At 46.6% G+C, this 23,784-nt stretch carries 20 protein-coding genes; 19 read left to right on the top strand and 1 reads right to left on the bottom strand.

The genetic code is table 11. The annotated features are described in order from the left end of the window. Nucleotides 1-7: 7 nt before the first annotated feature. From JSY36_RS04695 to nhaC, 19 genes are all read left to right on the top strand, one after another. Entirely contained in the window at nucleotides 8-1,570 is a 1,563-nt protein-coding gene (locus JSY36_RS04695; RefSeq protein ID WP_205165452.1) for a hypothetical protein, read from the top strand. A gap of 341 nt (nucleotides 1,571-1,911) precedes the next feature. Then, complete coding sequence (locus tag JSY36_RS04700) at nucleotides 1,912-2,349, top strand: hypothetical protein (protein WP_205165453.1); 438 nt, start codon at nucleotides 1,912-1,914, stop codon at nucleotides 2,347-2,349. A gap of 316 nt (nucleotides 2,350-2,665) precedes the next feature. Next, complete coding sequence (locus JSY36_RS04705; protein WP_205165454.1) at nucleotides 2,666-4,414, top strand: hypothetical protein; 1,749 nt, start codon at nucleotides 2,666-2,668, stop codon at nucleotides 4,412-4,414. Nucleotides 4,415-4,428: 14 nt separating this feature from the next. Then, nucleotides 4,429-4,722 (top strand): hypothetical protein, encoded by a 294-nt coding sequence (locus tag JSY36_RS04710; RefSeq protein ID WP_122900699.1) that lies wholly within the window; start codon nucleotides 4,429-4,431, stop codon nucleotides 4,720-4,722. 638 nt (nucleotides 4,723-5,360) lie between these two features. After that, nucleotides 5,361-5,963, top strand: coding sequence for a hypothetical protein (locus JSY36_RS04715; RefSeq protein ID WP_205165455.1), 603 nt, complete (start codon nucleotides 5,361-5,363; stop codon nucleotides 5,961-5,963). A 165-nt stretch (nucleotides 5,964-6,128) separates the two neighbouring features. Next, entirely contained in the window at nucleotides 6,129-6,419 is a 291-nt protein-coding gene (locus tag JSY36_RS04720) for a hypothetical protein (protein ID WP_205165456.1), read from the top strand. A 273-nt stretch (nucleotides 6,420-6,692) separates the two neighbouring features. Continuing rightward, nucleotides 6,693-9,011 (top strand): NlpC/P60 family protein, encoded by a 2,319-nt coding sequence (locus JSY36_RS04725; protein WP_205165457.1) that lies wholly within the window; start codon nucleotides 6,693-6,695, stop codon nucleotides 9,009-9,011. 266 nt (nucleotides 9,012-9,277) lie between these two features. Next, a complete protein-coding gene (locus JSY36_RS04730) occupies nucleotides 9,278-9,706 on the top strand; it encodes a DUF1284 domain-containing protein (protein ID WP_205165458.1) in 429 nt (142 codons plus the stop codon). Continuing rightward, a complete protein-coding gene (locus JSY36_RS04735) occupies nucleotides 9,694-10,059 on the top strand; it encodes a thioredoxin family protein (RefSeq protein WP_205165459.1) in 366 nt (121 codons plus the stop codon). The genes JSY36_RS04730 and JSY36_RS04735 overlap by 13 nt, the downstream gene beginning before the upstream one ends. 24 nt (nucleotides 10,060-10,083) lie before the next feature. Next, a complete protein-coding gene (locus JSY36_RS04740; protein ID WP_236784621.1) occupies nucleotides 10,084-11,160 on the top strand; it encodes a nitric oxide synthase oxygenase in 1,077 nt (358 codons plus the stop codon). Between the two features lie 277 nt (nucleotides 11,161-11,437). After that, nucleotides 11,438-11,575, top strand: a complete 138-nt coding sequence (locus tag JSY36_RS04745) for a lmo0937 family membrane protein (protein ID WP_122900711.1) — start codon at nucleotides 11,438-11,440, stop codon at nucleotides 11,573-11,575. Nucleotides 11,576-12,009: 434 nt separating this feature from the next. Continuing rightward, entirely contained in the window at nucleotides 12,010-12,153 is a 144-nt protein-coding gene (locus JSY36_RS04750; RefSeq protein WP_205165461.1) for a hypothetical protein, read from the top strand. Nucleotides 12,154-12,538: 385 nt separating this feature from the next. Next, nucleotides 12,539-13,672 carry an MBL fold metallo-hydrolase gene (locus JSY36_RS04755; protein WP_205165462.1) on the top strand — a complete coding sequence of 378 codons (1,134 nt, stop codon included), beginning with the start codon at nucleotides 12,539-12,541 and terminating at the stop codon, nucleotides 13,670-13,672. A 187-nt stretch (nucleotides 13,673-13,859) separates the two neighbouring features. Continuing rightward, a complete protein-coding gene (locus JSY36_RS04760; RefSeq protein ID WP_336511440.1) occupies nucleotides 13,860-15,536 on the top strand; it encodes a SulP family inorganic anion transporter in 1,677 nt (558 codons plus the stop codon). 25 nt (nucleotides 15,537-15,561) lie between these two features. Continuing rightward, nucleotides 15,562-16,158 carry a carbonic anhydrase gene (locus JSY36_RS04765; RefSeq protein WP_122901400.1) on the top strand — a complete coding sequence of 199 codons (597 nt, stop codon included), beginning with the start codon at nucleotides 15,562-15,564 and terminating at the stop codon, nucleotides 16,156-16,158. Then, nucleotides 16,158-16,724 (top strand): class I SAM-dependent methyltransferase, encoded by a 567-nt coding sequence (locus JSY36_RS04770; protein ID WP_205165463.1) that lies wholly within the window; start codon nucleotides 16,158-16,160, stop codon nucleotides 16,722-16,724. The genes JSY36_RS04765 and JSY36_RS04770 overlap by 1 nt, the downstream gene beginning before the upstream one ends. 455 nt (nucleotides 16,725-17,179) lie before the next feature. Further along, nucleotides 17,180-18,304, top strand: coding sequence for a YheC/YheD family protein (locus tag JSY36_RS04775; RefSeq protein ID WP_205165464.1), 1,125 nt, complete (start codon nucleotides 17,180-17,182; stop codon nucleotides 18,302-18,304). A 209-nt stretch (nucleotides 18,305-18,513) separates the two neighbouring features. Beyond that, on the top strand, nucleotides 18,514-20,682 hold the full coding sequence (locus JSY36_RS04780) for a YheC/YheD family endospore coat-associated protein (RefSeq protein WP_205165465.1): 2,169 nt from the start codon (nucleotides 18,514-18,516) through the stop codon (nucleotides 20,680-20,682). 476 nt (nucleotides 20,683-21,158) lie between these two features. After that, a complete protein-coding gene (gene nhaC / locus JSY36_RS04785) occupies nucleotides 21,159-22,592 on the top strand; it encodes a Na+/H+ antiporter NhaC (RefSeq protein WP_205165466.1) in 1,434 nt (477 codons plus the stop codon). A 138-nt stretch (nucleotides 22,593-22,730) separates the two neighbouring features. On the opposite strand, the gene mreBH is transcribed toward nhaC, so the two are convergent. Continuing rightward, complete coding sequence (mreBH, locus tag JSY36_RS04790) at nucleotides 22,731-23,738, bottom strand: rod-share determining protein MreBH (protein ID WP_122900722.1); 1,008 nt, start codon at nucleotides 23,736-23,738, stop codon at nucleotides 22,731-22,733. Nucleotides 23,739-23,784: the final 46 nt, after the last annotated feature.

The raw sequence follows: 23,784 nt of genomic DNA on the forward strand, positions 1-23,784 counted from the left end.
GGATTAAATGAAGATACGTGTTTCTTTATTCATTGCTTTATGCTTATGCATCGTGACCTTCTTTACCGCCACTGCCGGTTTTGCTTCTGAGACAGACACAGGGGGAGTAACTTTCCCTGAGAGGGAAAATTCCAACCTGTCTGATACAAATGCTGGCGACGACGCCTGGGGACCTGAGAGTGGCGGGGGCTTTCAGCCTGGTGGAAATCCCAATACGAATACTCCGGGGCCGAACGGTCAAGATCCTAATGATCCGAATACGAACACCCCTGAGGGCAGTGAAAACAGCTGGATGCCCGAATGGCTGAGGGATAGGGTGAACGACGCACGGGACGTTATTGATGGTTTCAGTTTAGAAGGAGCCCGTGACTGGATCGTCGACGGGACAAAAAGTATTGTCTCTGGTGTAGGTGAACGTATTAATAACCGAATTGATAACTATATCAATTTGTTTGAGTGGACAAAAGAAAATGTATACGACCCTGTTGCAGAAGGACTGGTTAATTTATGGAATGAGTTCAGTCCTTATATTCAGGATTTAATTAAAAGTATCGTTAATATAACCCTTGTCATTATTGGAGCGGCAGGTCTTGTTGCACTTAGTATAATCGGAGCCAAAGTTGCTGTTGTTGCAGGGGGTGGTGCCATTGTCCTGGGAGGAACTTACTTTCTTCTGTTTGGAGGAACCGACAACTTTAATATGTTCCATAGTTTACTCTGGACCGTATCTGGGGGCTTAGCCGGTGGAGCCGCTGGATCAGGATTGCTTGCTGCTGCATGGGCTGCAGCAAGAGGAGGTGCCAGGTTTGTTTTAGGGAAAGCAGGAGGAGTGGTTGCAACAATGAAATCTAGGATTTCTTGGTTGTTTACCACTGGTAAGGGTGTACTTCTTACAAGTATGAAGGGTATTGGATCTACATTCAAAGCTTTCATGGGGTCAACGATAGGCAAAATGGCTGGAGGTTTTCTGAAATCTACTGCTATTAGTGGCGTATCATACCTTGGTTTAGAATTTACTTTTGCATGGGGGAATTTTGTGATCAATGGAGAGCCTATTAGATTTAATACCAGGGAATTGTTGATTAATACTTTATTCTATGGTAGCGCGGGAGCTATAAGTGTTAAATATGCAGCAGGCATTATTGCTGCAAAAGGATTAAGTAAACTTCGATGGTTCGGATTATCGGGAGTAACTGGTGGATCTATTGAATTATTTAGAAATTATGCTCTCACAGGGGTCTTTGATATAAGCAATTTCATAATTGGATTTGGAGTGGGATTAATTATATCCCCTGTATTCTCTGTTCTTATTAAACTCTCAAGTAACAAGATAAAACAGATTGAATATGAGGCAGTAAAGATACTGTGGCAAATCAGAAATTTTTCACAGTATTCGATTGCTGAAAAATTTGCTACAAAGGGGGCGGAAACTTTTGTGGAAAAATGGATGGAATATGAAGGGAATCAAGTAAGTAAAGATCATCCCACTATAGATAGAGAAAGAAAAGAGTTAATAGATGTTACAGAAGGTAAAGCCCCTGCTAATCTAGATAGAAAGTATTATAGATAGGATGGTGAGAACTAAAATTGGAAAAAAGAAAATGGAACTTAGTACAATTAGTGGCAATAATGTACCTTATTCTCTCTGGTTCAATAACGTTTTGGATAGGTACGTCTGATTCGCAGTTAAGTGAGGAGATCATGTATAAATATAAAACCTTGTGGGGTATCATGGCTATATTTATGTTATTTGCTCTTTACATGATTTATTTTGCAGAATTCCGAAAAAAAACTGGAGAGGTCAACGCTTCCGTTTTTATTTCCAGTTTATTTGTATTATTAATAGCTATTGCTGGATGGATGTTTTTCAATCGATAAAAATATCATTATATATGTAGGATGGGATAGCTAGTGAGAAAAGAAGATTTTTATACATTGAGTGTTGAAGAAGACTATGTGGAAGAGGATATTAAGCCATATCGAGTAATTTTCAGACTTGAAGTAAAAGACCTTGGATTAAAAACGTTTGCAACGGATTTTAGCAGAGATGAATACGATTGGATCATGATTGTTCAGGAGCGTATTTTTTATAAATTGGGTATCGATTTTTTTGGTAGGTACTATGTTAGGCTAGTAAGGCCGATTTATAAGAGTATGAGGAAAATAGCGGCTGAAAACGGCTATACCAAGAGTTCTTTGAAGGATTTAATAAGGACTGGAGAGTGGGTATTTAATCTGGATAATGAACAATTGGTCCAAGAAGTAAAAAGAGATGGGATAAAAGAAATTAAAAGTATCTTTAATGGATTTGTAAATAAGGCTAAACATGAAAAAGTGATTAGTTTTTAATAGACAAAATAATAGACAAAAAAGTGAAGTGAGATGAAAAGAGCACCAGATGGTTAAGGTAGACTATAAAGTTATTTAATCTCATTTTCATTTTAGCTGTTCAGTCCAAAACCACATTTAGCAGACGGATACTAAAAGAGCAAGTTGTACTTTAGTCATTATAGAAGTACTATTCATATTTGAATGTTATCTTTTTTTGATAAAATCTTGCTATTTTATGATGATAATCCATCATTTTACAGAATTACTAATGGTGCGGAGCGAGATAACGGACATTTTCAAATGTATTAAAAGCTAAAAAAAGCGGGTGGTTGGGTTGGAAATAAAAAAGTGTTCTTATTCTAAGGTTTTGATTGTATTCGTTCTGATGGCAATGAGCAGTTTGTTAATTTTATGGAACCCGGCCCTCGCTTCCGGCGATGATCGGGGCGTTATATTCCCGGACCGGGATAATTCCTCACTTTCCGATACAGATGCAGGGGACGATGCCTGGGGGCCGGGGAATGGTGGAGGATTTTTACCTGGGGGAAATCCGAATACAAATATGCCTGGACCAAGTTCTCCTGCCCCGGGAGATCCGAATGCCGACGACACGAGTCTGGGTGACCGGATTTTAAATGGAATAAGTAATTTTTGGAATGATACGAGAGAATTTGCCTCGGACGCCTGGGACGGTTTAAGGGAAGTTGGTTCAGGCTCCTGGGACTGGATGGCGGATATGGGGGAAACAGCTTGGGATTGGACCAGGGATCGGGCTGTAGATGCCTGGGACTGGACTGTAGATCAAGCTACTTCTGCCTGGGAATGGCTGGGGGACTGGGGACAGGACCTGGTTAAGACTGTTCTTACAATCGTAGGAGTCGGTGTGGGGATCGTAGCGCTGGTAGCCCTGGGAATCATCTCAGTTCCTGTAGCTATAGTGGCCGGGATTGGTGCTGCTGTCTTTGGAATCGGCTACTTTATCATTTACGGTGGTACCGATGCATTTAACTGGGTGCATGGTCTTCTTTGGACAACCGGTGGTGCGATCCTTGGAGGTATTTTACAGGCGACGGGGGCGCTCGCAGCTCTGGGAACGCTGGGTAAAAAAGCGGCATTGTCCTCTTGGGCATGGCTGAGACAAAGTCCACAAATGATAGCAGGATGGGTGTCAAGAGGAGGTTCTTGGTTGGCAGGAGCCTCACGGGCAGCCGGATCGTGGCTTGCAGGATCTGCAAGAGCGGCTGGTTCATGGGTCGCAGGAACTGCAAAAACGTTAGGATCCGCAGCCTTAGGAGCTGCGAGAACCGCTGGAGGATGGCTTGCTGGAGCGGCAAGAGCCTCAGGTGGATGGCTCGCCGGAGCTGCCAGATCGATTGGTTCTGCATTGGCTGGAGCAGCTAGAGGAGTGGGAGGCTGGATTGCCCGGGGACTCGGGAAAATTCCAGTACTCGGCTCGTTGTTTGGGAAAATCGGCAATGTGGGATTACTTAAAGGAATGAAGATGGCGATGGTTAAAGGTGCGCAGCTGTATGGCTTGGGTTTCGCTACATCTTTATTTGTATCCCTTATCAAACAAGCTGAAGCGCTCATCGGAGGTCAGCCACTGATTCCTTTAAGTGAGATGTTAATTGATGCAAACTTTGCTGGTGTAATGTCTATTGCTACTTTTGGATTACTAGATAAATTTAAGAAGGCTTCAACTGCAGGGAAGCTAGGCTTAATGACATTATCAGGAACACTGGTAGGTGGAGCTGAGCTATTAAAAGAATTTGTAATGACGGGAAACTGGGAGATAAATAGCTTTATCGTAGGGGCTGTCTTTGGATTTGTTGCAAATCCGGTTGTCGGATTAGCAAAAAAAGCAATTGTAGCAAAAGTCACTTTTGGTTCTCAATCCCAGGCGAAGTCTTTATTACCAAATGTGATGCTTAATTGGCTTGAGGATAAATTCAAGTCACCTATGAAAGAAGATCTTCATAAGCAACTTAAACAAAATGAACCGGACCCATTTAAAGACATTAAGGAATTGGAAAAAGAACAAGGACCTAAATTTAAACACGATACAGGAAAGTATTACGTATAAGAAGGTGAAACTTCATGACAACTAAGAAATGGACGATCATTCAAATTTTAAGCATCATGTACTTATTAGGCTTAGTTATTGGCTCTTCTTATTTTGGAGCTCGGTATTATGATGTGATGAGTAACTTTGCGCAACAACATACATGGGTAGTTATCTTGATTCTTATTACAGCGGGCATTGCCCTTTTGTTATTTGTTTTGGGATTTGTGGTCAGGAAGGAAGGAGAATTAAATAAACAAACAGTCGTAACAACGGTTTCTATGATTGTGGTGTTTGGTGTTTTCCTCTATTTTTTTCAAGGGAGATAAGTTTAGATTAATTTAAATTAATTTTTTAAAGTTATAGGGTGTCTGGCTATGTTTGAAAGATACGGTGTGTGACATTTCACTACAGTCTCCTTATGCATCAGCGTGTACTTTAGCAGAGAGCAAATAATAAATATTCACAAATGCCGAAAGAGGCTGGGACAGAAGTGTTTTACTCAACGAGAATCCGAACAAACAACATGCGGTGCAAATAAATCGCTCCTGAAATATACTCCGCTTTCCGCGGAAAGCTGGTGAGCCTCCTAGTGCTGCGCACTGCGGGGTCTCACCTTTGCTTTTCATTCCGCAGGAGTCTGCGTATATTTCATCCGCTATGTTCGTGCATTGTTCGGATTCTCAGCTAAACACTTTCTTTATGTCCCAGCCTCTTTCAGTCTATCCGGATGTCTTTGCTGTAAACGAGATTAATGGGAAAGGATGAATGCAAGTGTCACTTAAACAATTTCCCCCGCACTCTTTCTTCTATACTTCATGAAAAACTGGGGATGAAGCTTTACAGGAATGTCGGAATCTTATACATGGTGTTGTTCTTTAGTTTTTGTATTTCCCTGCTTATGTTTTTTCATCCCCGCTTTGATATTCAACTGTCAACCTTTTTAGGGATAGTGGGGATATGGGCATTGAGTTTGGTTGTGGGATACAAGCAGAGTGGTAAAGCGTTTAAGGCGTTTGAATATGAGCTTAAGGCGAAAAAAGAAGGTCGAAAGCGTAAGATGATAGAGGAGCTTTATTCGACAGATGAAGAGGTTGTTAACAAATGGCTCTCTCTGAAGCATCCGGCCTATCATAAAGACGAAAAAGCAGGTGCAAACTGGTATCGGGCTGTATCAGCTCTGCTCGTCACATTCGCTGTTTGTTATTTTCCTTTCTATCACATGGTTCGTTTCTTGTTTTTGAGAGACGGGAAGCGTACCGCAAAATGGGGGATATTAGGTGTTGTGTTTTCCCTGCTCCCGGCTCTATTTATGGCGCTAATTTTCGCTCCAATTGATAGTTTAGGCTTCCTGGTTTTTATCAGTGTCTTACTATTCTTCTTTATGATCGCAGGATTTCGGGCCATTGGACACGTCCTCGCTCACCGGGAAGAGATCACCTTGGCATTTGTACTCATTCTCCTCCTCAATTCAAGGGAACAATATGTAAATAAATTCGATGCGTTTTACGGAAAATATATGATTAAGATGAACCCCGAACTTAGTAATCAGATGAGGAACGAAATGTAAGCAGAATTCAAAAAAGCCTTGATGTTGTTTACTCTGTCAGGTAAGAAATGAGGGTTACTGATGGAACGCAGAAAATGGAACAATGGTTTCATAAAGGTGGTTTCATAAATAAGTTTAAGGTCTTGCTAAAGTTTGAAATAGAGGAATGACAGTTTGGAGATGAAGATGACTAAAAAAAAATGGACAGTGGTGCAATTCGTAAGCTTTGTTTATATCGTGGGGTTACTTTCGAGTCTTGTTTATTTTGGGAATAAGTATCAGGAATACGGGCCGGAATTTTCGCAGAATTATCCTTGGGTGTTGGTATTAATCGGGTTATCTGCAGTTACGGCGCTATTGTTTTTTTCACTGGGCTTTGCTGCAAAGAAAGACGGAGGATTAAAGAAGGGAACAGTGGTTGCGACGGTATTAATGGTGTTGTTATTAGGTCTTTTTCTTTATTTTTCAAGGACTTAGAAAGCTGTACATAGAGGAAAAGGCAGCGGTGAATGTTGACTTTACCTGTCTTTATCCAAAGGAATTTTTACTCATGAAAGAAATGAGTGAGATCTGGTGGTTTTGGATGGAGTCTTTCCGTTCAAGAATGATAAATTCGACACAATTCGGGAGGTGACAGGCACCTTTCATGCGACTTTACCCTTTCGTTCTCTATAGTGGTTTTACAGTAAAATAACAGGGGAAATGGATTTGGATATTGTGAAATTATGAAACGGTAAAAGGAGTGGTTGGATGAAAAAGTATCTGGTTTTCCCCTTCGTCCTGTTGATGCTGTTCGGGCTCTTCCATGATGACGCGTTTGCGCAGGAAGAAAAGGACGCTGCAGCGGCGTTAGCTATTGACATGGTCGGTCCCAATGAGCAGGGTTTTATTACGTCAGAGCTTGTCCAGTATATATTTGAACAAACAAAAGGAATATCCCTCCCTCGTTTCGCCAGGGAGCAGATAGAGGCAGGGACGGAAGTGAACCGGGATGATTTACAGGCTGGTGACGTTGTGTTTTTCCAGGGCTCGTCGTTAATGTCCGGGATCTATATTGGGAATGGCCGGTTTGTAATCGTTACAAGCGACGGCATTTCAGAAAGAAATATGGAGACGAGTGATTATTGGTCAGAGATTTACGTGGGTGCAAGCCGGTATACAGAGGAAGATTTTACGGTCGATGACCCGGCTGCGGAATTTGCGCTTGAAAGTGTCGGGGAAAACAGTGAAGACTTTATTACTTCTGAATTTGTGCAATATGTTTTTGATAATACAAAGAATATCTCTCTTCCAAGGCATGCAGCGGATCAGTGGCTGCTCGGAGAGAGTATTGAAAAGGAGAATTTACAGGCCGGGGACGTGGTGTTTTTTAAAGGCACGTTTTTAATGTCAGGCATTTATATCGATAACGGCCGGTTTGTAATCGTTACAAGCGACGGCATTTCAGAAAGAAATATGGAGACGAGCGATTACTGGTCTGGCTTATACATAGGAGCAAAAAGATACACAGCAGAAAACCTTGATCCTGAACCTTCGGACAATGACATTGTTGAACAGGCAAGAGCTCTCCTTGGAAGCCCTTATAACCGGGACGGTGAGGATCCTGAGACCGGATTTAATACCGGGTCACTCGTTCATTATGTGTTTAAAGAGGTAACCGGAAGCTGGCTTTCGAAAAGGCCTGCCGGACTGTATGATGCGGGGGAAGAAATCAGTCAGGACGAGCTGCAGCCAGGAGACTTGGTATTTTTTGAAGGCAGTGAAGGGTTGATTTCCGGTATTTACACGGGAGACCGCCAGTTTATTATTGCAGCTTCATCCGGAGTAATGGAGAGGCATTTAGATCATCACACATATTTTGCAGAACGGTATGAAGGCGCTGTTCGGTATTCAAACGAATTATTGGAAAAGTCCAATCCTGATACCTACGCGGATCATGAAAACCCCATAATACAAGAAGCGATGAAATATATGGGCACGCCGTATTTAATGACAGGAAGCACACTGGATGCGTTTGATTGTTCCTTCTTTATTCAAACCGTATTTAGAGAAGCAATAAATGTTTATTTGCCACGGATTAGCTACAAACAATGGGAGGTTGGAGAAACCATTCTGGAGGCCGGGACAGATATAGATTCAATTGAACTCGATCATCATATCAGGCCCGGAGATGTGCTCTACTTTTCTGGAACGTGGCAGGAAGGAATCTCTCATACCGCTATTTATCTTGGTGATGATCACATTGTCCATGCTACAGGAGAAGAAGGAGAAACGACCATTTCATATATGAATGAGTATTGGAAGGCGCATTTTACGGGAGTAAAGCGCTTTGATGATTTAACCATTCAATATGATAATGGAGCGGTATTTGAAGCTTATAACCTTCTTGGTACAGAATACAATCTCGGAGGCGCTTCGCCGGAACAAGGCTTTGACACGGGCGGTCTCGTCCAGTACGTCTATAAAAATGGCCTGAATATCGATTTGCCGCGCTATGGAAACCAGCAATGGGAGGAAGGTACCGAAATATCTGCAGATGAAATTGAACGCGGAGACTTAATGTTCTTTGAAGGATCCAGCTTAATCCCTGCTGTATATATCGGCAACAATCAAATCATTGTCGCCACCCAGTCCTCTGGCGTAGCCATCGTAGATCTGACTACCAGTTCTTATTGGCCACCGCGGTATGTAGGAAGCAGGACTTATGAAAGACCTCAGGAAAAAAACATAGAGGCACAGCTTGCTGAAGATTACAATGGCGAAGGGTATGAAGGGACCTCTGCAGAATTTATTCAACACCTCTTTGAAGAAGGCTCTGGCATGACCTTACCTGCAACAATTGAAATGCTTCGCCAATACGGCGAAAAAATTCATATTGAAGAACTCGAGAGAGGGGACCTGCTGTTCTTTGCCGGGGAAGATGGAGGAGACGCTGCGGAGCTCGCTGCCCTTTATCTTGGAGAAGGCAGATTCGCAACCGTTATAGATGGAAAAGTTGGCATCCGTGAAATGAATACAGATGAATATTGGATTAATCGATTATTAGAAGGAAGGCGAATTACAGAATAACCATTATGAGAAAGGGTTTCTGCCGAGAATGGGCAGAAGCCCTTTCGCCTGAGAACTGCCATACAATCGGCCCGGAGTTGCAGGATTAGGGGACAGCGGGCAGGCATTGAAGTGGGCGATATCCTTTTTCGCTTTTATTCTAATGTATTATCTTTTTGTGAACCGTTAGTGATCTGATAGAAAAACATGGAGAGGCTTCTCACATAAATGTTAGAATGTTAACTATATATGATACGTGGTTAACATTTGATTGCGGGGTGTTTGTGATGACGGTTCGTACGCTTCGGGGGCATCATCTTCTGTGTGTGCACGGGTTTCAGGGGATGGGGTACAGTCCGGGTTTTGTGAAAAAGATGGAGACGATTGTGGAGGATATCCGTGATCCGGAGAAGGATTTCCCGATCCGGGTTGTGGTGGATCTGGATGATGCGTGTATGGCCTGTCCTCATAACGGCGGGTCTTTTTGTGCGGCAAGTGCGGGGTCTGATGCCCATGTGAAGGGATTGGATGAGCGGGCAATCGCGCATCTTAAGCTGGAGGACGGGAAGCTTTACCGGAAGAGCAAGCTGGTGGAGTGGACGGCAAGGACCCTTGGGCCGGAGGATCTGGACCAGATTTGTAAGGGTTGCAGCTGGCTTTCCTACGGGGTTTGTAAGGCCGGGATCCGAAAACTGAATGAGGAATGGAGAAGGTGATGGTGTTGGAGAAGATTACATCGTATGAAGAGGCGGAGGGTGTTGTGAGAGACGGGGATCCGGTGTTGGTGCTGGTCAAATCGCGGCGCTGTTCTGTGTGCGACGCGGTGGAGGTGCAGCTTCTTGAGTGGCGGGAAAAGAACCGCCAGGTGAGGATCAGGAGCCTGCAGATGGAAGATGTGCCTGAGGCCGCCGGGCAGTGGACCGTGTTCGCAGCGCCGACGCTTGTTTTTTTCCATAATGGCAGTGAGGTCTGGCGGGGTTCGCGGTTTATCCGGTGGGAGGAACTGGATCGTGTGACTGAGGCTTTGGGCTTGGTTCGGGGGCCGGATATGGGATATAATGGAGGCTAATTGTAAATGATCGGTGGAGATTGTATGAGAGTGTTGGAGGATGCGAGGGCGTTTGTGGACGTGTGTTACCGTGAGCTGGGTAAGGAGGAGAGTATTCCGGTGCGGCTTGAGGAGATTGAGCGGGAGGTCGCTGAGACGGGGACGTATATCCAGACGGCTGAGGAGCTGTCGCATGGGGCGAAGATGGCGTGGCGGAACAGCAATAAGTGTATTGGGCGGTTGTTCTGGAGTATGCTTGATGTGTTTGATGCGCGGGCGTTGTCGGAGGAGGAGGCGGTGTTTCAGGCGCTGTGCCAGCATATTGAGTATGCGACGAATGGCGGTCGGATCCGGCCGACGATTACGATTTTTCCGGCGCGTCTGGCGGACGGGCGTGACCGGGTGCGGATTTGGAATCACCAGCTGATCCGGTATGCGGGTTATGAGACGGAGGATGGTGTTGTCGGGGATTCGTGGTCGGTGGCGTTTACGCGGGAGTGTGAGCGGCTTGGCTGGCGTGGTACGGGTACGGATTTTGATGTGCTGCCTCTTGTGATTCAGGTGGATGGTCGTGAGCCTGTGTGGTTTGAGATTCCCGGGGAACTGGTGCTGGAGGTCGAGGTGCGGCATCCGGAAGAGGCGGGTGTGGCGGATCTTGGTGTCCGGTGGTACGGGGTGCCGATTATTTCGGATATGAAGCTTGAGGTCGGGGGTCTGGTGTATCCGGCGGCGCCGTTTAACGGGTGGTATATGGAGACGGAGATCGGGGCTCGGAATCTTGCGGATACGGACCGGTATGATTTGCTGCCGCGGGTGGCGGAGGTGTTTGGTCTGGATACGTCGCGGGTGTCGACGTTGTGGAAGGACCGGGCTTTGGTTGAGTTGAACCGGGCTGTGCTTCATTCGTTTAAGGCGGATGGGGTGAGTGTGGTGGATCATCATACGGCAGCCGAGCAGTTCCGGCAGTTTGAGAAGCGGGAAGAGGGCTGCGGACGTGAGCTGACGGGGCGGTGGGACTGGCTGATTCCGCCGGTGTCGCCGGCGACGACGCATATTTTTCACAGGGGGTATGAGGATAAGATTGTGTTGCCGAATTATTTTTATCAGGAGAAGCCTTACTGACGGCGGTGCCGTGGGAGGCTTTTTTGTTTTGTTTTTTCGTTGTTGGGGGCGGGGGAGGTTTGCAGAAATTGTGCGGGGTCTGTCCCCGTAACTTTTTGGTTTTGTGGTTGACTTTTAATGGTTTTTTTGCAGGTGGATGGGGCTAGTCTGCGGGTTTTTGAGATGTGATTGTTTTAATTTCTGAGGGTTGGGGAAAAGTAGGATTAGCGACGTTCTTACATTTGCTTATGATCTTAGACGTATTCGCAGTTCTATACTTACAAAGGAGGACAATCACATGCTCTGGACTATTATTGGTATTTTAATTGTGCTTTGGTTATTCGGGTTTTTACTCGATGTAGCAGGCGGGATCATTCACGTGCTGCTTGTCATTGCCCTGGTCGTGTTCATCATCAATATGATACGCGGGCGTTAGTTAAGGTAAGTGGATTTTTGAAGAGTGGAATGTATTTTGAAAGGGCCTCTCCGGGGATGGAGGGGTCTTTTTGTTGTGGTTTTTTGGGGCGGGGGGTGTTTAAAAAGGGAGGAGAAGAAGTGATGGGGAGGGGCGGGGGCTGGAACTGCTAAACGTAAAAAGAGGGAGCGGAAGTGTAAAAAAGGGACGGTAATCCGTTAAATATCGCGCTTTTAGTGTAAAATGGCAGCGGCTATCCGTAGAATAGTGCGAAGGAAGTGTAGAAAAGAGGGCAGGGTGCCCCTATTTTCTATGAAAGAGTGATTAAAACAGATGAAGTAAGGAGGGAACCGATAACTCGTTGAGCAAAAGCCATAAAACGATGAGCGGCTGCGGAGACAAGATCCTATGTCAGTGAATAGAGTATTGGGAGAATATTTTCTGGAGGGATCGTGATGGTAGGAAGACTGATCGGGCTGCTCATTTTGTTCTGGGCGGTGGCATTGCTGCTTAGTGTGATCGGCGGGTTTGTGCAGGTGCTCATCGTGCTCGGGCTGTTGTATTTTATTTTTCGATTTTTTGCTTATGCGGGGAAGTGATTGGTGTGCTGGGCTTTTGCTGGCGTAGAGACTGGGGATAGGGGACTTTTCTCAGGTGGGACAAGCTTTTTTGTTATTTGACACTAGTGGGAGAGTGAGATAATATATACCTATAGGGGTATGTGATGACACCAAATTTTTTTGGTTTTCTTTATACCCTATGGGGTAATTAACAGTACAAGGGAGATTTGTTCAACAATTGCTCCTGCCTGAAATGAAGATTTACACAATTGTTCGGGGGACAGACCCCGAGGTGGTTCCGAGGAGGAAACGGTATGGCGGGGGCGTGTTTTTGGGACGCTAGAAGATGAGAGTGGAAAGTGATTGGAATGATACCTTGGCGGGTATGGAACACCGTAGAAATTTCTAAAGGAGGCTGTTAGTGATGGATTTACGAGAGATCGAATTGACTACGTTTTCGAAGAAGCTGCTTAACCGTGATGAGATGGTGGTGCTGGATATCCGGGAACCGGATGCCGTGGAGGACTGGCATATTGAGGGTCCTTCGGTCGAGCTGATTAATGAACCTTATAAGCAGTTGAAGGAAGATGGCATTGACGATCTTCTCGAAAAGCTTCCAAAAGAGAAGCCGGTTGTTGTCGTTTGTGCGAAGGCAAAGTCTTCAAGAGTGATTGGTGAGAAGATTCATAATGTAGGTAAGCATGATGTGTATGTTCTGGAGGGCGGTATGGAAGGGTGGAGTGAGCACCTGGAGCCGGTGAAAATCGGTGACCTTCCAAGCGGGGGTACGATTTATCAGTTTCTCCGTCTTGGGAAAGGATGTCTGTCTTATTTAATTGAGTCCGACGGCTCTGCGGCGATTGTGGATGCGAACCGGATGACTGGCCATTATGAATCGTTTCTTGAAGAAAAAGGGCTCAAGCTTCGCAGTGTGATTGATACGCACCTGCACGCCGACCACATTTCCGGCGGCCGTAAGCTGAGAGAGGCGACGGGAGCGGAGTACTGGCTGCCGCCGAAAGATGCGGAAGAGGTGACGTTTGAGTATGCTCCGCTGGAGGACGGAGCGGAAATCAAAGTCGGCACGACGCGGATTGTGATTGCTGCGACGTACTCGCCGGGGCATACGATCGGAAGTACGTCCCTCATCGTGGATGATACGTATTTATTGAGCGGTGATATTCTGTTTATCGATTCCATCGGCCGGCCAGATCTTGCCGGCAAAGCGGAAGACTGGGTAGGGGATCTGCGGGAGACCCTGTACAGACGTTATAAAGAGCTGAGTGGTGATCTTCAAGTGCTGCCTGCCCACTACGCGAAGCCGGAAGAAATTGACGAGGAGGACCGTGTGATGGCGCGCTTGGATGAGCTGTATGAAAAGAACAGCGGGCTTCAGGTTGAAGAGGAGGAAGAGTTCAGGAAGATGGTTACAGAGAATCTTCCGCCTCAGCCGAATGATCATGACAAGATTCGGAAAACGAATATGGGGCAGCACGACCCAGATGAAGATGAACAGGCGGAGATGGAAGTCGGACCAAACAACTGCGCTGTTTCGTAGTATTGGTTTATAAAAAGAACAGGACTGAGGAGGCAAGGGGGAACACAGACAGAAAAACCCCTCTTGCCTGCCTCGTGGTGCCTTCATCTATCATAGGCGCTGCAAAATCCTGCTTATCATTGAAATTTACACAATTGTTCAGGGGACAGACCCCGGTTGAAAGGGGACCCTTTGGGAGGTGGGAAGTGTGAGAGAGTGGCTGCCTATTTTGGGTGTGATGAAGAGTTATGATTTGAGACAGGATTTACGGGGAGATTTGAACGCCGGCTTAATTGTGGCAATTATGCTGGTGCCTCAGGGGATGGCCTATGCCATGCTGGCGGGGCTTCCGCCGGTGATGGGGCTTTATGCGGCCACAGTGCCGATTTTGATTTATGCGTTGTTCGGGACGTCGCGCCAGCTTGCGGTCGGACCGGTGGCGATGGTGTCGCTCCTGGTGTTTTCCGGTGTATCGGGATTTGCCGAGCCTGGGAGTCAGGAGTACATTTCACTGGTCCTTCTCCTTGCACTCATGGTTGGTGGGATTCAGCTGGCCATGGGCGTTTTGCGTCTTGGTGTCGTGACGAAGTTTATTTCTCACGGTGTGATATCAGGTTTTACGAGTGCGGCTGCTATTATTATCGGTTTTAGTCAAATGAAGCACCTGGTAGGGATCGACCTTGAGAGTTCAAAGAACGTCTTTCTCATCGTGGGGGAAATAAGTGCGAGAGCCGGTGAGATTCACTTGCCGACATTGGGAATCGGTGTGGGAAGTATCCTCGTCCTTATTTTCGTGAAAAGGTGGGTGAAGAAAATACCGGGACCGCTTGCTGTTGTGGTACTGAGTATGCTTGCTGTTGTTTTGTTGAACCTTCATAACAACGGCGTGGCGATTATCAGAGACGTGCCTGCAGGACTGCCTGAACTGACGATTCCGGGGCTTGATCCGTCGCTGGTTCTGGCTTTACTTCCGACGGCGATTACGATTTCCATCATCGGATTTGTGGAATCCTATGCTATGGCGAATGTGATTGCGGCGAAAGAGAAGTACCGTGTTCACGCGAACGGTGAGCTGAAAGGACTCGGGTTTTCCAACATCGGTGCGGCCTTTTTCTCCGGCTTTCCGGTAACGGGGGGATTTTCCCGGTCGGCGGTGAACTACGACGCCGGTGCCCGGACACCAGTGGCATCGATTATTACGGCGGCTTTGATTGTGATTGTGCTGCTCTTCTTCACGTCTTGGTTTTATTATCTGCCTCAGGCGGTGCTGGCTGCGATCATTCTCGTGGCGGTTTACAAGCTCATTGATGTGAAAGAAGCGATTCACCTTTGGAAAGTGAAGCGTATTGACGGGGTCACTCTGGCCCTTACGTTTGCCGCGACGCTTATCCTTGGAATCGAGTGGGGGATCGCTGCGGGGATAGCCTTTTCACTTCTTGTTTTTATTTACCAGAGCAGTAAGCCCCACATTGCCGAGCTCGGCTACGTGGACGATCTGGGGCTGTATCGGAACGTGTCACGGTTTGATAAAGCTCGTACTTTTGAAAAAACCTTGATTTTAAGGATTGATTCGCCGCTTTATTTTGCTAATATGGAGTTTATAAAGGAATATCTGCACGACCAGATGGTCAAAAAGGCAGACCTGAAACACGTGATCCTTGATTTTTCCGGGGTGAACGATGTGGATGCCATTGCCCTCGATGAACTGGAAGAGTGGATCCGCTCGGAGCGGGAGAACCATCAGGTGGAAACGACCCTGGTGAATGTGAAAGGTCCTGTGAGAGACCTGCTTGCAAAAGCGGGCTGGGTGAACAAACTCGGTCCGGGCATCCAGTATCCGTCCATCGACCAGGCTTTGACCGGTCTTCAGGTAAAACAGCAGTAAAGCGACAGTGAAAGGGCTGATAAACGTGGAATTAAAAGATCTGAAACGTAAAAACATTGAATTTCAAGAGAAATGGCTGAAAGATGATCCTGAGTTTTTTGAACGCTTAAATGAGGGGCAGCATCCGGAGTTTCTCGTTCTTGCCTGCAGTGACTCCCGCGTGTGTCCGTCGACGGTAATGGACGCGGAACCGGGGCATATGTTCATTCACAGAAACATTGCCAACCAGGTTGTTCATGACGATGACAGCTTCGGGGCGAGCCTGTACTACGCCCTTGTGCACCTGAAAGTAAAGTACATTCTGATTAAAGGACACACCGGCTGCGGCGGGGTCCAGGCGGCGTGGAACGACAACCGGGAAGAAGGTCTTCAGAACTGGCTCAAGCATGTGAAAGAAAGCCTTCCGACTGACCGTGAGAGCCGTGAGTGGACGTCTGAGAAGCTTTGTAAGTACAACGTTCTTTACCAGGTCACGAAGCTCAAGGAGCACCCTGTGTATCAGGAGCACGGTCAGGGTGTGCCGATCATCGGTGCCCTTTACAACCTGGCGAGCGGCGAGCTTGACGTGTTCGACCAGGACACGCTGATTTCGGCTGCGGGTAAAAAAGAGGAGGAACGTTGATGGCAGGGGAACGATTTGATCCGGCAAAGGCAGACCGGCTGCTCGCACCGGACCGGAAAGCAATGATTGATGCGGAGTGGGTCGCTGATCTGATTGAAATAAAAGAAGGGGATACCGCCGCCGATCTTGGTGCCGGAAACGGCTATTTTACTTTGCCCCTGGCGTCCCGTACAAAAAACGATGTGTATGCCGTTGATGTTGAACCGGAGATGCTCGGCCTCCTAGGGGTCCGCGCTATGGATCGGGGCTTTGAGAATGTGGGCCTTCTTGAAGCCACCCTGGAGGACATTCCTCTTCCGGAGGCATGCGTGAATGGTCTTGTAGCGGCATTTGTGATGCACGAGGTCCCTGACCGGGTGAAGGCGTTCGCTGAGATGAGGCGGATGATGAAGCCCGGAGGAAAAGGGGCCATCGTGGAATGGAAGAGAGAAGAATTCACGAAAGGGCCGCCCCTTCACGAGCGGCTGGAGTCTGACACGCTGGTAAGGGAAGCCCACGAAGCGGACCTGACGGTGTCAGAGATCATTAATCTGGATCATGTGTATGTGATTTTAATTCGTAATTAGTTAGAAAGAGCGAAGCCCTTCTGAGTGCAGGAGGGCTTTTTTTATGGAATGAGCGGAGAGGAGGGCAATACCAAGCATTTGACATCTGATATTCTGAGGGCCGTTGTTTAACAACGGCTGAGTCTCCGCGGAATATTCTTCTGCTTCTTCCTCTGAGAGTATTGTTCTGAAGCTTTAGGTTTCCAGGAACGGTTCAACAACATGGTATCTGCCGTTACTAAATGAGAATCGATGCAAGCGTCATATCCGCAGTCTGCTGGTACGAGTGGAAGGAAGTGAGGAGGCTCGCCGGCACCTCCTGTGAAAAGCGAGGGATATTCCGGCTTCATCCTGGGTCTTCAGCTTTAATATTTAGTTTTTTATTCCTTAACTTGACGGCTTTGGGAATTCTCCCGGGGTACATTTTATCCCGGCGGTCATATGATGAATAGACTATCATGGTGGTGGTGAATGGCGTGAGTGAGAAGGTAATGGATATGGTCACCGTTGGAATTACCGTTGGGAGACGGGCGCTTCGCAATCTGTTGAAGCAGAAGCCGGGGTTTCGTATTTTAAAAACGCTGGAGGCCGGTCAGGAAGAAGGACTGTCTGTTTTTTATTTTAACGGAAGCTGTGTAAATGTAGCAGATGAGACGATTGATGGGGTTTATTTTGACATGGAAAAACAGGACTGGAGGACGAGGGCATTTCCGTATCCGGATGTGATTTACAACCGGGGGGGAGGGGGGATTTTTTCATCTGCGAGCAGTAAGGCAAAGGAGTTTCAGGAACAGATTGCAGCACAAAACATTCCATCCATCAATTACCTCAAAGGGTTTAATAAGATGGAAGTGTATGAGCTTCTTAAAAAGGACCGGAATCTCCGCTCCTTTCTGCCTAAAACGAAAAGAGTCCGCAACATTCGGGTACTCACTGATTTTTTCGAAAAAGAAGATGCAGGGTATGTGAAGTCGTTTAACGGGCGCAAGGGAGAGCAGGTGATTAAAGTCGAGAAGGAGGGCCCTTCTTTTGTTTACCGGTATTATAAGGAGCAGCTTTTTACTGGAAGGGCGGCTACCTTGGAGGAGTTATATGAGAGTCTTAGTGGGATTCTTAATAACAAACCGTTTCTGATTCAGAGTGCAATTGATTTGATGCGTTTCAACAACCGGGTGACGGATATGAGGGCGGAGCTCCAGCGCAACGGAGATCATGAACTGGAAATTGTGGCGGTTTGCTCGCGGGTTTCCCAGGAGGGCTCGCCGATAACGACCCATTCCGAGAGCTTTCGTTACGATGAGTTTTTAAAGGAGAACCTGCAGTTTTCTGAAGAGGAATTCCTTGAGGTGGATAAGCGGATCAAGGCTTTTTTAACCGATTGTTATGAGGTGCTGGAGCAGCATTACGGTGAAGTGGGGGAGCTTGGAATTGACTTTGCCCTTGACCGGAATGGCCGGATCTGGTTCATTGAGTCTAATGCCCATTCGGCTAAAGTATCGGTTGTTAAAGCTTATGGGGATGAAGTAGTGGAAAAGGTGTTCAAAAATCCTCTCCGTTATGGGAGGAGCCTCGTTTTGGGTGAACAAAACAAGATGAAATAGTGTAAGCAGCAGCGTGGAATAGGCAGGCTGTTTCAGGTATGAAAAACTCTTCGATCACTCAGGTGGCCGGAGAGTTTTTTTGTTTTAATTCATGGATCATTTGCATTTTGATTCCCAAGTCCGGGGTAGTCTGGTTGTTTACCCGTGTCCTAAAGTGAAGTGTAACATACATTAACACTAGCTGAACTTGAAAGAAAGGGAGAGCGAGGATGGAAACGTACTGCTTTGGAGTTATGGTAACAAAGAATGTGTTGAATAGGATGGTAGCTGAACAAAATGCGATTGAGAGAGATCACGATTTAATTGCCGCCAGTAAGAAGGTCGGGATTGATATTTATTTTTTTTCACCTGAAAGTATTGATCATGAGGCAGGGACTGTGACAGGAACTTGCTACGATCATGAAAAAAAATGCTGGATTCAGAAAAAGGGAATTCAATTTCCTAAAGTGTTGTACCGGAGGGTAGCCGGGGCAATCATTCAAAGAGATTCGAAATTAGAGGAATTACTGAAACAGCATAAGGTCCACATTATTAACAGAGCCAGTGGATTTAATAAATGGAGTGTGCACAAAAAGCTTAATTTTTCTCCTGACATCCGTCCATTTTTGCCGGAAACGATTTTATTCAATAAATCTTCTGATGTAAAGAAGATGCTTGATAAATATAATCGTGTGTACTTAAAGGGAGTCCAGGGCGGTCGCGGAAGACAGGTGATGATGATAGAATCGACCGGGGGTGGATATGAATACAGTGTATTTAAAAAGGAGCTCGTAAAGGAGAGGGTAAAATCATTCTCTCTGCTTATGAAGAAGATCAGGAATTTTTACAGAAAACAAAAGGTGATTATCCAGGAGCCGATTAACCTTTTGACATTTAAAGAGCGGCTGGTTGATATTCGGGTTGAAGTTCAAAAAGACGGGATGAACAGGGTGAATGCCGTGTCTCCTTGTGTGCGGCTGGGAAACAGTAACGCGCCGATTACGACACACGCTACGAGCTACCCTCTGGTTACATTTCTGAAAGAGAAGCTTAAGTTCAGTGAGAAGGAGATTAAGCGGTTAACATCGGAAATAGATAATCTTGTAAAGACGGTCATTAATGAATTGGAAAAGCATGACGGACCTTGCGGAGAAGTGGGCATTGACCTCGGTGTGGATAAAAATAAGAAGCTCTGGTTTATTGAAAGTAATTCCAGAAGCCTGAAGGTATCCCTTGTAAAAGCCTATGGCAGAAAGAAGCTGCAGGAAGCGTATGAGATGATACTTGAGTATGCAAAGTTTGTGTGCAGCAACATGGAAAAACAGAGAGCAGAGGAGACGGGAGAAGTTCAACCGGCCAATGAATCTCTGAAAGAAGGTAATAAGAAGGAGAGAAGGAAAAAGAAGAAAAAGAAGAAAGTAAAAAAAGATCAGGACAATAGAAGACGCAAGAAGGTTGCTGAGGATGAAAATGAGAGAATGACCGAAGAGGCGCCGGGGGAAGCGGACCTTGTAGAAGCAGTCGAAGCGTCAGAGAAGAAGGTACAAAAGGGCAGTAAGGGGAAAAAGAGTGAGCGGCATGAAAAGGCCCTTGAAGAGGCGCCGGGGGAAGCGGACCTTGTAGAAGCAGTCGAAGCGTTAGAGAAAAAGGTACAAAAGGGCAGTAAGGGGAAAAAGAGTGAGCGGCATGGAAAGGACCTTGAAGAGGCTTCAGTGCAAACAGACCTTGTAGAAGCAGTCGAAGCGTCAGAGAAGAAGGTACAAAAGGGCAGTAAGGGGAAAAAGAGTGAGCGGCATGAAAAGGATCTTGAAGAGGTGCCAGTGGAAACAGACCTTGTAGAAGCAGTCGAAGCGTCAGAGAAGAAGGTACAAAAGGGCAGTAAGGGGAAAAAGAGTGAGCGGCATGAAAAGGATCTTGAAGAGGCGCCAGTGGAAACAGACCTTGTAGAAGCAGTCAAAGCGTCAGAGAAGAAGGTACAAAAGGGCAGTAAGGGGAAAAAGAGTAAACGGCTTAAGAGAGAAAAGCTGAAAGAGCAGAAAGATGTGGAAGCTGTTCAAGAAGAAGCAGGAGTGGAAGAGACAGCTGCAAAGGAAGATGAGTCTGTCCAAAGTGAGTCGGAAAGTACGAAAAGAACAGTGGAACAAGATAATGTCGTATCTTTTGAGGCAGTGAAGGAACAGAAAGCAGAGAGAGGTGCCATTAAAGGCAGACGCAGAAAAAATCGTGTGAAAAAACAGGAGGAATCTGTCAAGCATTCTGAGAAACTGGCGATGATTCGTGAACAACAAAAGGAGATGCTGAAAAGCCGGAAGGAGAATCAGAAAAAGCGGATTACGAGTAAAGACCTTCTGGTCATGCGGATGAAGGTGGTGAATGGATACAGGTGGGCCGATAATTGATCATGGAGGAGCTGGTGTTTTCTTAGTCTTTCTGTTGACAAAAAAAGAAATGCGTATTATGCTGTTAAACAGATAATCACTTTATCACTTAAAAGCGTTTAAGCGTCTAAGTGTGATAATTGAAGTGGAAAAAGACATAACGATCGCATAAAAGCGGAGTAGCAGTGGTTCGAGCAGCAAAAAGAGACCGGATGGGAGCTGGAAATCCGGGCAGAACCATGTGGTACACTTTTAGTTACAAGCGATTACGTAACCAAAGTGGACAAAGACAGCGCAGTCAGTCAGAGTAGAGCCGAGAAGAGTTTATGGAGCCAGTTGAGCAAGGTCTGCGAACGTCTAGTCAAATAGGGTGGTGCCGCGGAAACTCTCCGTCCCTAACCAGGACAGGGGAGTTTTTTGTCTGCCCCGCGGAATTGCGGGAAATTGTGCGGGGTCTGTCCCCCGACAATTTGTGAGAAAAGGAGGATGTTGAGATAGTGGAGACGGTGAATAAAAAAGAGCGTGAGCCGCAGGTGAGCCGCCTGGAGGCTGTGGTTGTTATTTTAATGATTTTAGGAACGATTGGGGTGTCACTCGTCTATCTTGGCGCTCAGCCTCATGTACCGATCTTTATGGTCATCCTTCTGCTGGCGTTGTTTAACGCAGCAAAGAAGCAGCCTTGGGCGTTTGTGGAAGAGGGTCTTATCAAAGGTGTGAAGTCGGGGATTATTCCGATAATCATTTTTATGCTTATTGGTATATTAATAGCAGTATGGATGCAGGCGGGAACCATACCGACACTGATTGCGTACAGCTTTCAGGTGATTTCCACGGAGTACTTCCTGCCGAGTGTGTTTGTGGTGACGGCTGTTGTCGGGATGGCTGTGGGAAGTTCGTTTACAACAGCATCCACGATCGGGATTGCGTTTATGACGCTCGGGTCGATTCTTGGAATGGATCTGGCCATGGTGGCCGGTGCGGTCGTATCCGGTGCCCTGCTTGGTGACAAAATGAGCCCGCTGTCTGATACGACGAACCTGGCGTCAAGTGTGTGTAAGGTCGATTTGTTTGAACACATCCGTCATATGATGTGGACAGCGGTGCCGGCCTTCCTGATCAGTCTGGTATTGTTCTTCTTTATCGGACGGGTCCAGGAAACTACGGCTACTTCTGAAGTGAATGAGTGGATTGCAACGCTCGCAGCGAACACCCACGTAACAGTTATTGCTCTTATTCCTGCACTTGTGATGGGGGTGCTGGCGATCCGCAAGACCCCTGCGATACCGACCATGATTGCAGGTATCGTAAGCGGATTTATTGTGGCTGTTATTTTAGACGGGCAGCTGGCTGCAGCGAACTGGATGGTCCTTGTACAGGACGGGTTTACTGCGTCTACGGGTACGGAGGACATTGACACGCTGCTAACCCGTGGTGGTATTCAGGACATGATGTGGGCCACGTCCCTTCTCATTCTTGCGCTGGGAATGGGTGGTGTTCTTTCAAGGCTGAACATTATTGACAGTCTGATCAGTGCGATCCGTTCACTTGTAAACAGCAGGGGAAAAGCGGTTCTCTCTACGACTTTGAGTGCGATCGGTATTAACGTAAGCCTTGGGGAGCAGTACATGAGTGTGGTGCTTACAGGTGAGGCATACGAGAAGCAGTACCGGGAGCTTGGGCTGAAAGGAAAGCATTTGTCGAAAACGCTGGAAGCGGGAGGCACCGTGGTCAACCCACTTATTCCGTACGGGGTGAGCGGTGTTTTTATGGCGAGTGTCCTTGAAGTTCCCGTTATGGCATTCCTGCCGTTTGCGTTCTTCTGCCTCCTGTGCCCGGTGATTACGATCATCTACGGCTTTACAGGGATCAGTATGAATGATGGTGGAGGAGGCGCTTCAGCTGCCAAAACGGAACACAAAGCAACAGCATAAAAATGTTCGGGGGTCTGTCCCCGTACAATTCGGGGGCTGCTCTTGACACGGGGCAGGCCTTTTCTTCTTGGGTTGGAGAAGATACTACTGAAATGTCAATAGAATATAAAAAAGTTCGGGGGACAGACCCCCGAACTTTTAGCGTACTGCTTTTTGAAGTTTGTGGATGACGTTTAGTGAACGTCCGGTTCCGATTGCGACAGCTTCCAGTGGGTTTGGTGCTACGTGAACAGGGACAACGATTTCCTCGCTGAGCCAGTCCTGAATGCCGTTCAATAATGCGCCGCCTCCTGTAAGGATGACACCGCGGTCAACGATGTCACCGCTGAGCTCCGGAGGACAGTCTTCAAGTGTAGCACGGATCGCTTCAAGAATTGAAAGAAGGGATTCGCGAATGGCACCTTGAATTTCAGTGGAACTTAGTGAAATGGTCTTCGGAAGCCCGGTTACAAGGTCACGGCCCCGAACGTCCATGGTAAGTTCTTCATGGTCAACAAGGGCATAGGCAATGTTCATTTTGATCTGTTCACCTGTACGGTCTCCGATAAGAAGGTTGTAGTGTTTACGCACATAGTGAACGATGTCTTCATCCATCTGGTCACCACCGACACGGATGGAATTGCAGGATACAACGCCGCCGAAGGAGATGATCGCCACTTCTGTTGTACCGCCACCGATATCAACAACGACGTTGGCGATCGGCTCTTCAACAGGAAGATCGGCACCAATCGCTGCAGCAACGGGCTCTTCAATAAGGTCCACGTGTTTTGCACCACAGTTTTTAACCGCATCGTGTATCGCCCGGCGCTCTACGGAAGTTGAACCAGATGGGGTACAGACAACAACGCTCGGTTTACGCACAGAGAACCCGAGCTTTTTGCTTACTTTTTTCATAATTTCTTTAAGCATTTCAGTCGTTACCTGGTAATCAGCAATAACCCCGTCTTTAAGGGGGCGGATCGCTACGATGTTTTCGGGTGTTTTTCCGACCATGTTTTTCGCTTCGTTACCGATGGCAAGTACCGTTTTTGTGTTAAGATCAATAGCAACAACGGAAGGTTCATTAAGAACGATTCCTTTATTTTTTGTATATACTAAAATGTTAGCCGTCCCTAAATCAATACCAATCTGAGTAGTTGAAAACATTTAAAATCCCCCAAGCATAGTTTACGTATACTATATACATTCTTGT

The sequence above is a fragment of the Alteribacter salitolerans genome (genome assembly GCF_016901055.1).
Classification (GTDB): domain Bacteria; phylum Bacillota; class Bacilli; order Bacillales; family Salisediminibacteriaceae; genus Alteribacter; species Alteribacter keqinensis.

Bases quoted from the DNA above. Each gene is read 5' to 3' on its own strand.
- JSY36_RS04695 (WP_205165452.1), top strand. From the start codon at position 8: ATGAAGATACGTGTTTCTTTATTCATTGCTTTATGCTTATGCATCGTG.
- JSY36_RS04710 (WP_122900699.1), top strand. From the start codon at position 4,429: ATGACAACTAAGAAATGGACGATCATTCAAATTTTAAGCATCATGTAC.
- JSY36_RS04720 (WP_205165456.1), top strand. From the start codon at position 6,129: ATGACTAAAAAAAAATGGACAGTGGTGCAATTCGTAAGCTTTGTTTAT.
- JSY36_RS04725 (WP_205165457.1), top strand. From the start codon at position 6,693: ATGAAAAAGTATCTGGTTTTCCCCTTCGTCCTGTTGATGCTGTTCGGG.
- JSY36_RS04730 (WP_205165458.1), top strand. From the start codon at position 9,278: ATGACGGTTCGTACGCTTCGGGGGCATCATCTTCTGTGTGTGCACGGG.
- JSY36_RS04735 (WP_205165459.1), top strand. From the start codon at position 9,694: ATGGAGAAGGTGATGGTGTTGGAGAAGATTACATCGTATGAAGAGGCG.
- JSY36_RS04740 (WP_236784621.1), top strand. From the start codon at position 10,084: ATGAGAGTGTTGGAGGATGCGAGGGCGTTTGTGGACGTGTGTTACCGT.
- JSY36_RS04745 (WP_122900711.1), top strand. From the start codon at position 11,438: ATGCTCTGGACTATTATTGGTATTTTAATTGTGCTTTGGTTATTCGGG.
- JSY36_RS04750 (WP_205165461.1), top strand. From the start codon at position 12,010: ATGGTAGGAAGACTGATCGGGCTGCTCATTTTGTTCTGGGCGGTGGCA.
- JSY36_RS04755 (WP_205165462.1), top strand. From the start codon at position 12,539: ATGGATTTACGAGAGATCGAATTGACTACGTTTTCGAAGAAGCTGCTT.
- JSY36_RS04770 (WP_205165463.1), top strand. From the start codon at position 16,158: ATGGCAGGGGAACGATTTGATCCGGCAAAGGCAGACCGGCTGCTCGCA.
- JSY36_RS04780 (WP_205165465.1), top strand. From the start codon at position 18,514: ATGGAAACGTACTGCTTTGGAGTTATGGTAACAAAGAATGTGTTGAAT.
- mreBH (WP_122900722.1), bottom strand. From the start codon at position 23,738: ATGTTTTCAACTACTCAGATTGGTATTGATTTAGGGACGGCTAACATT.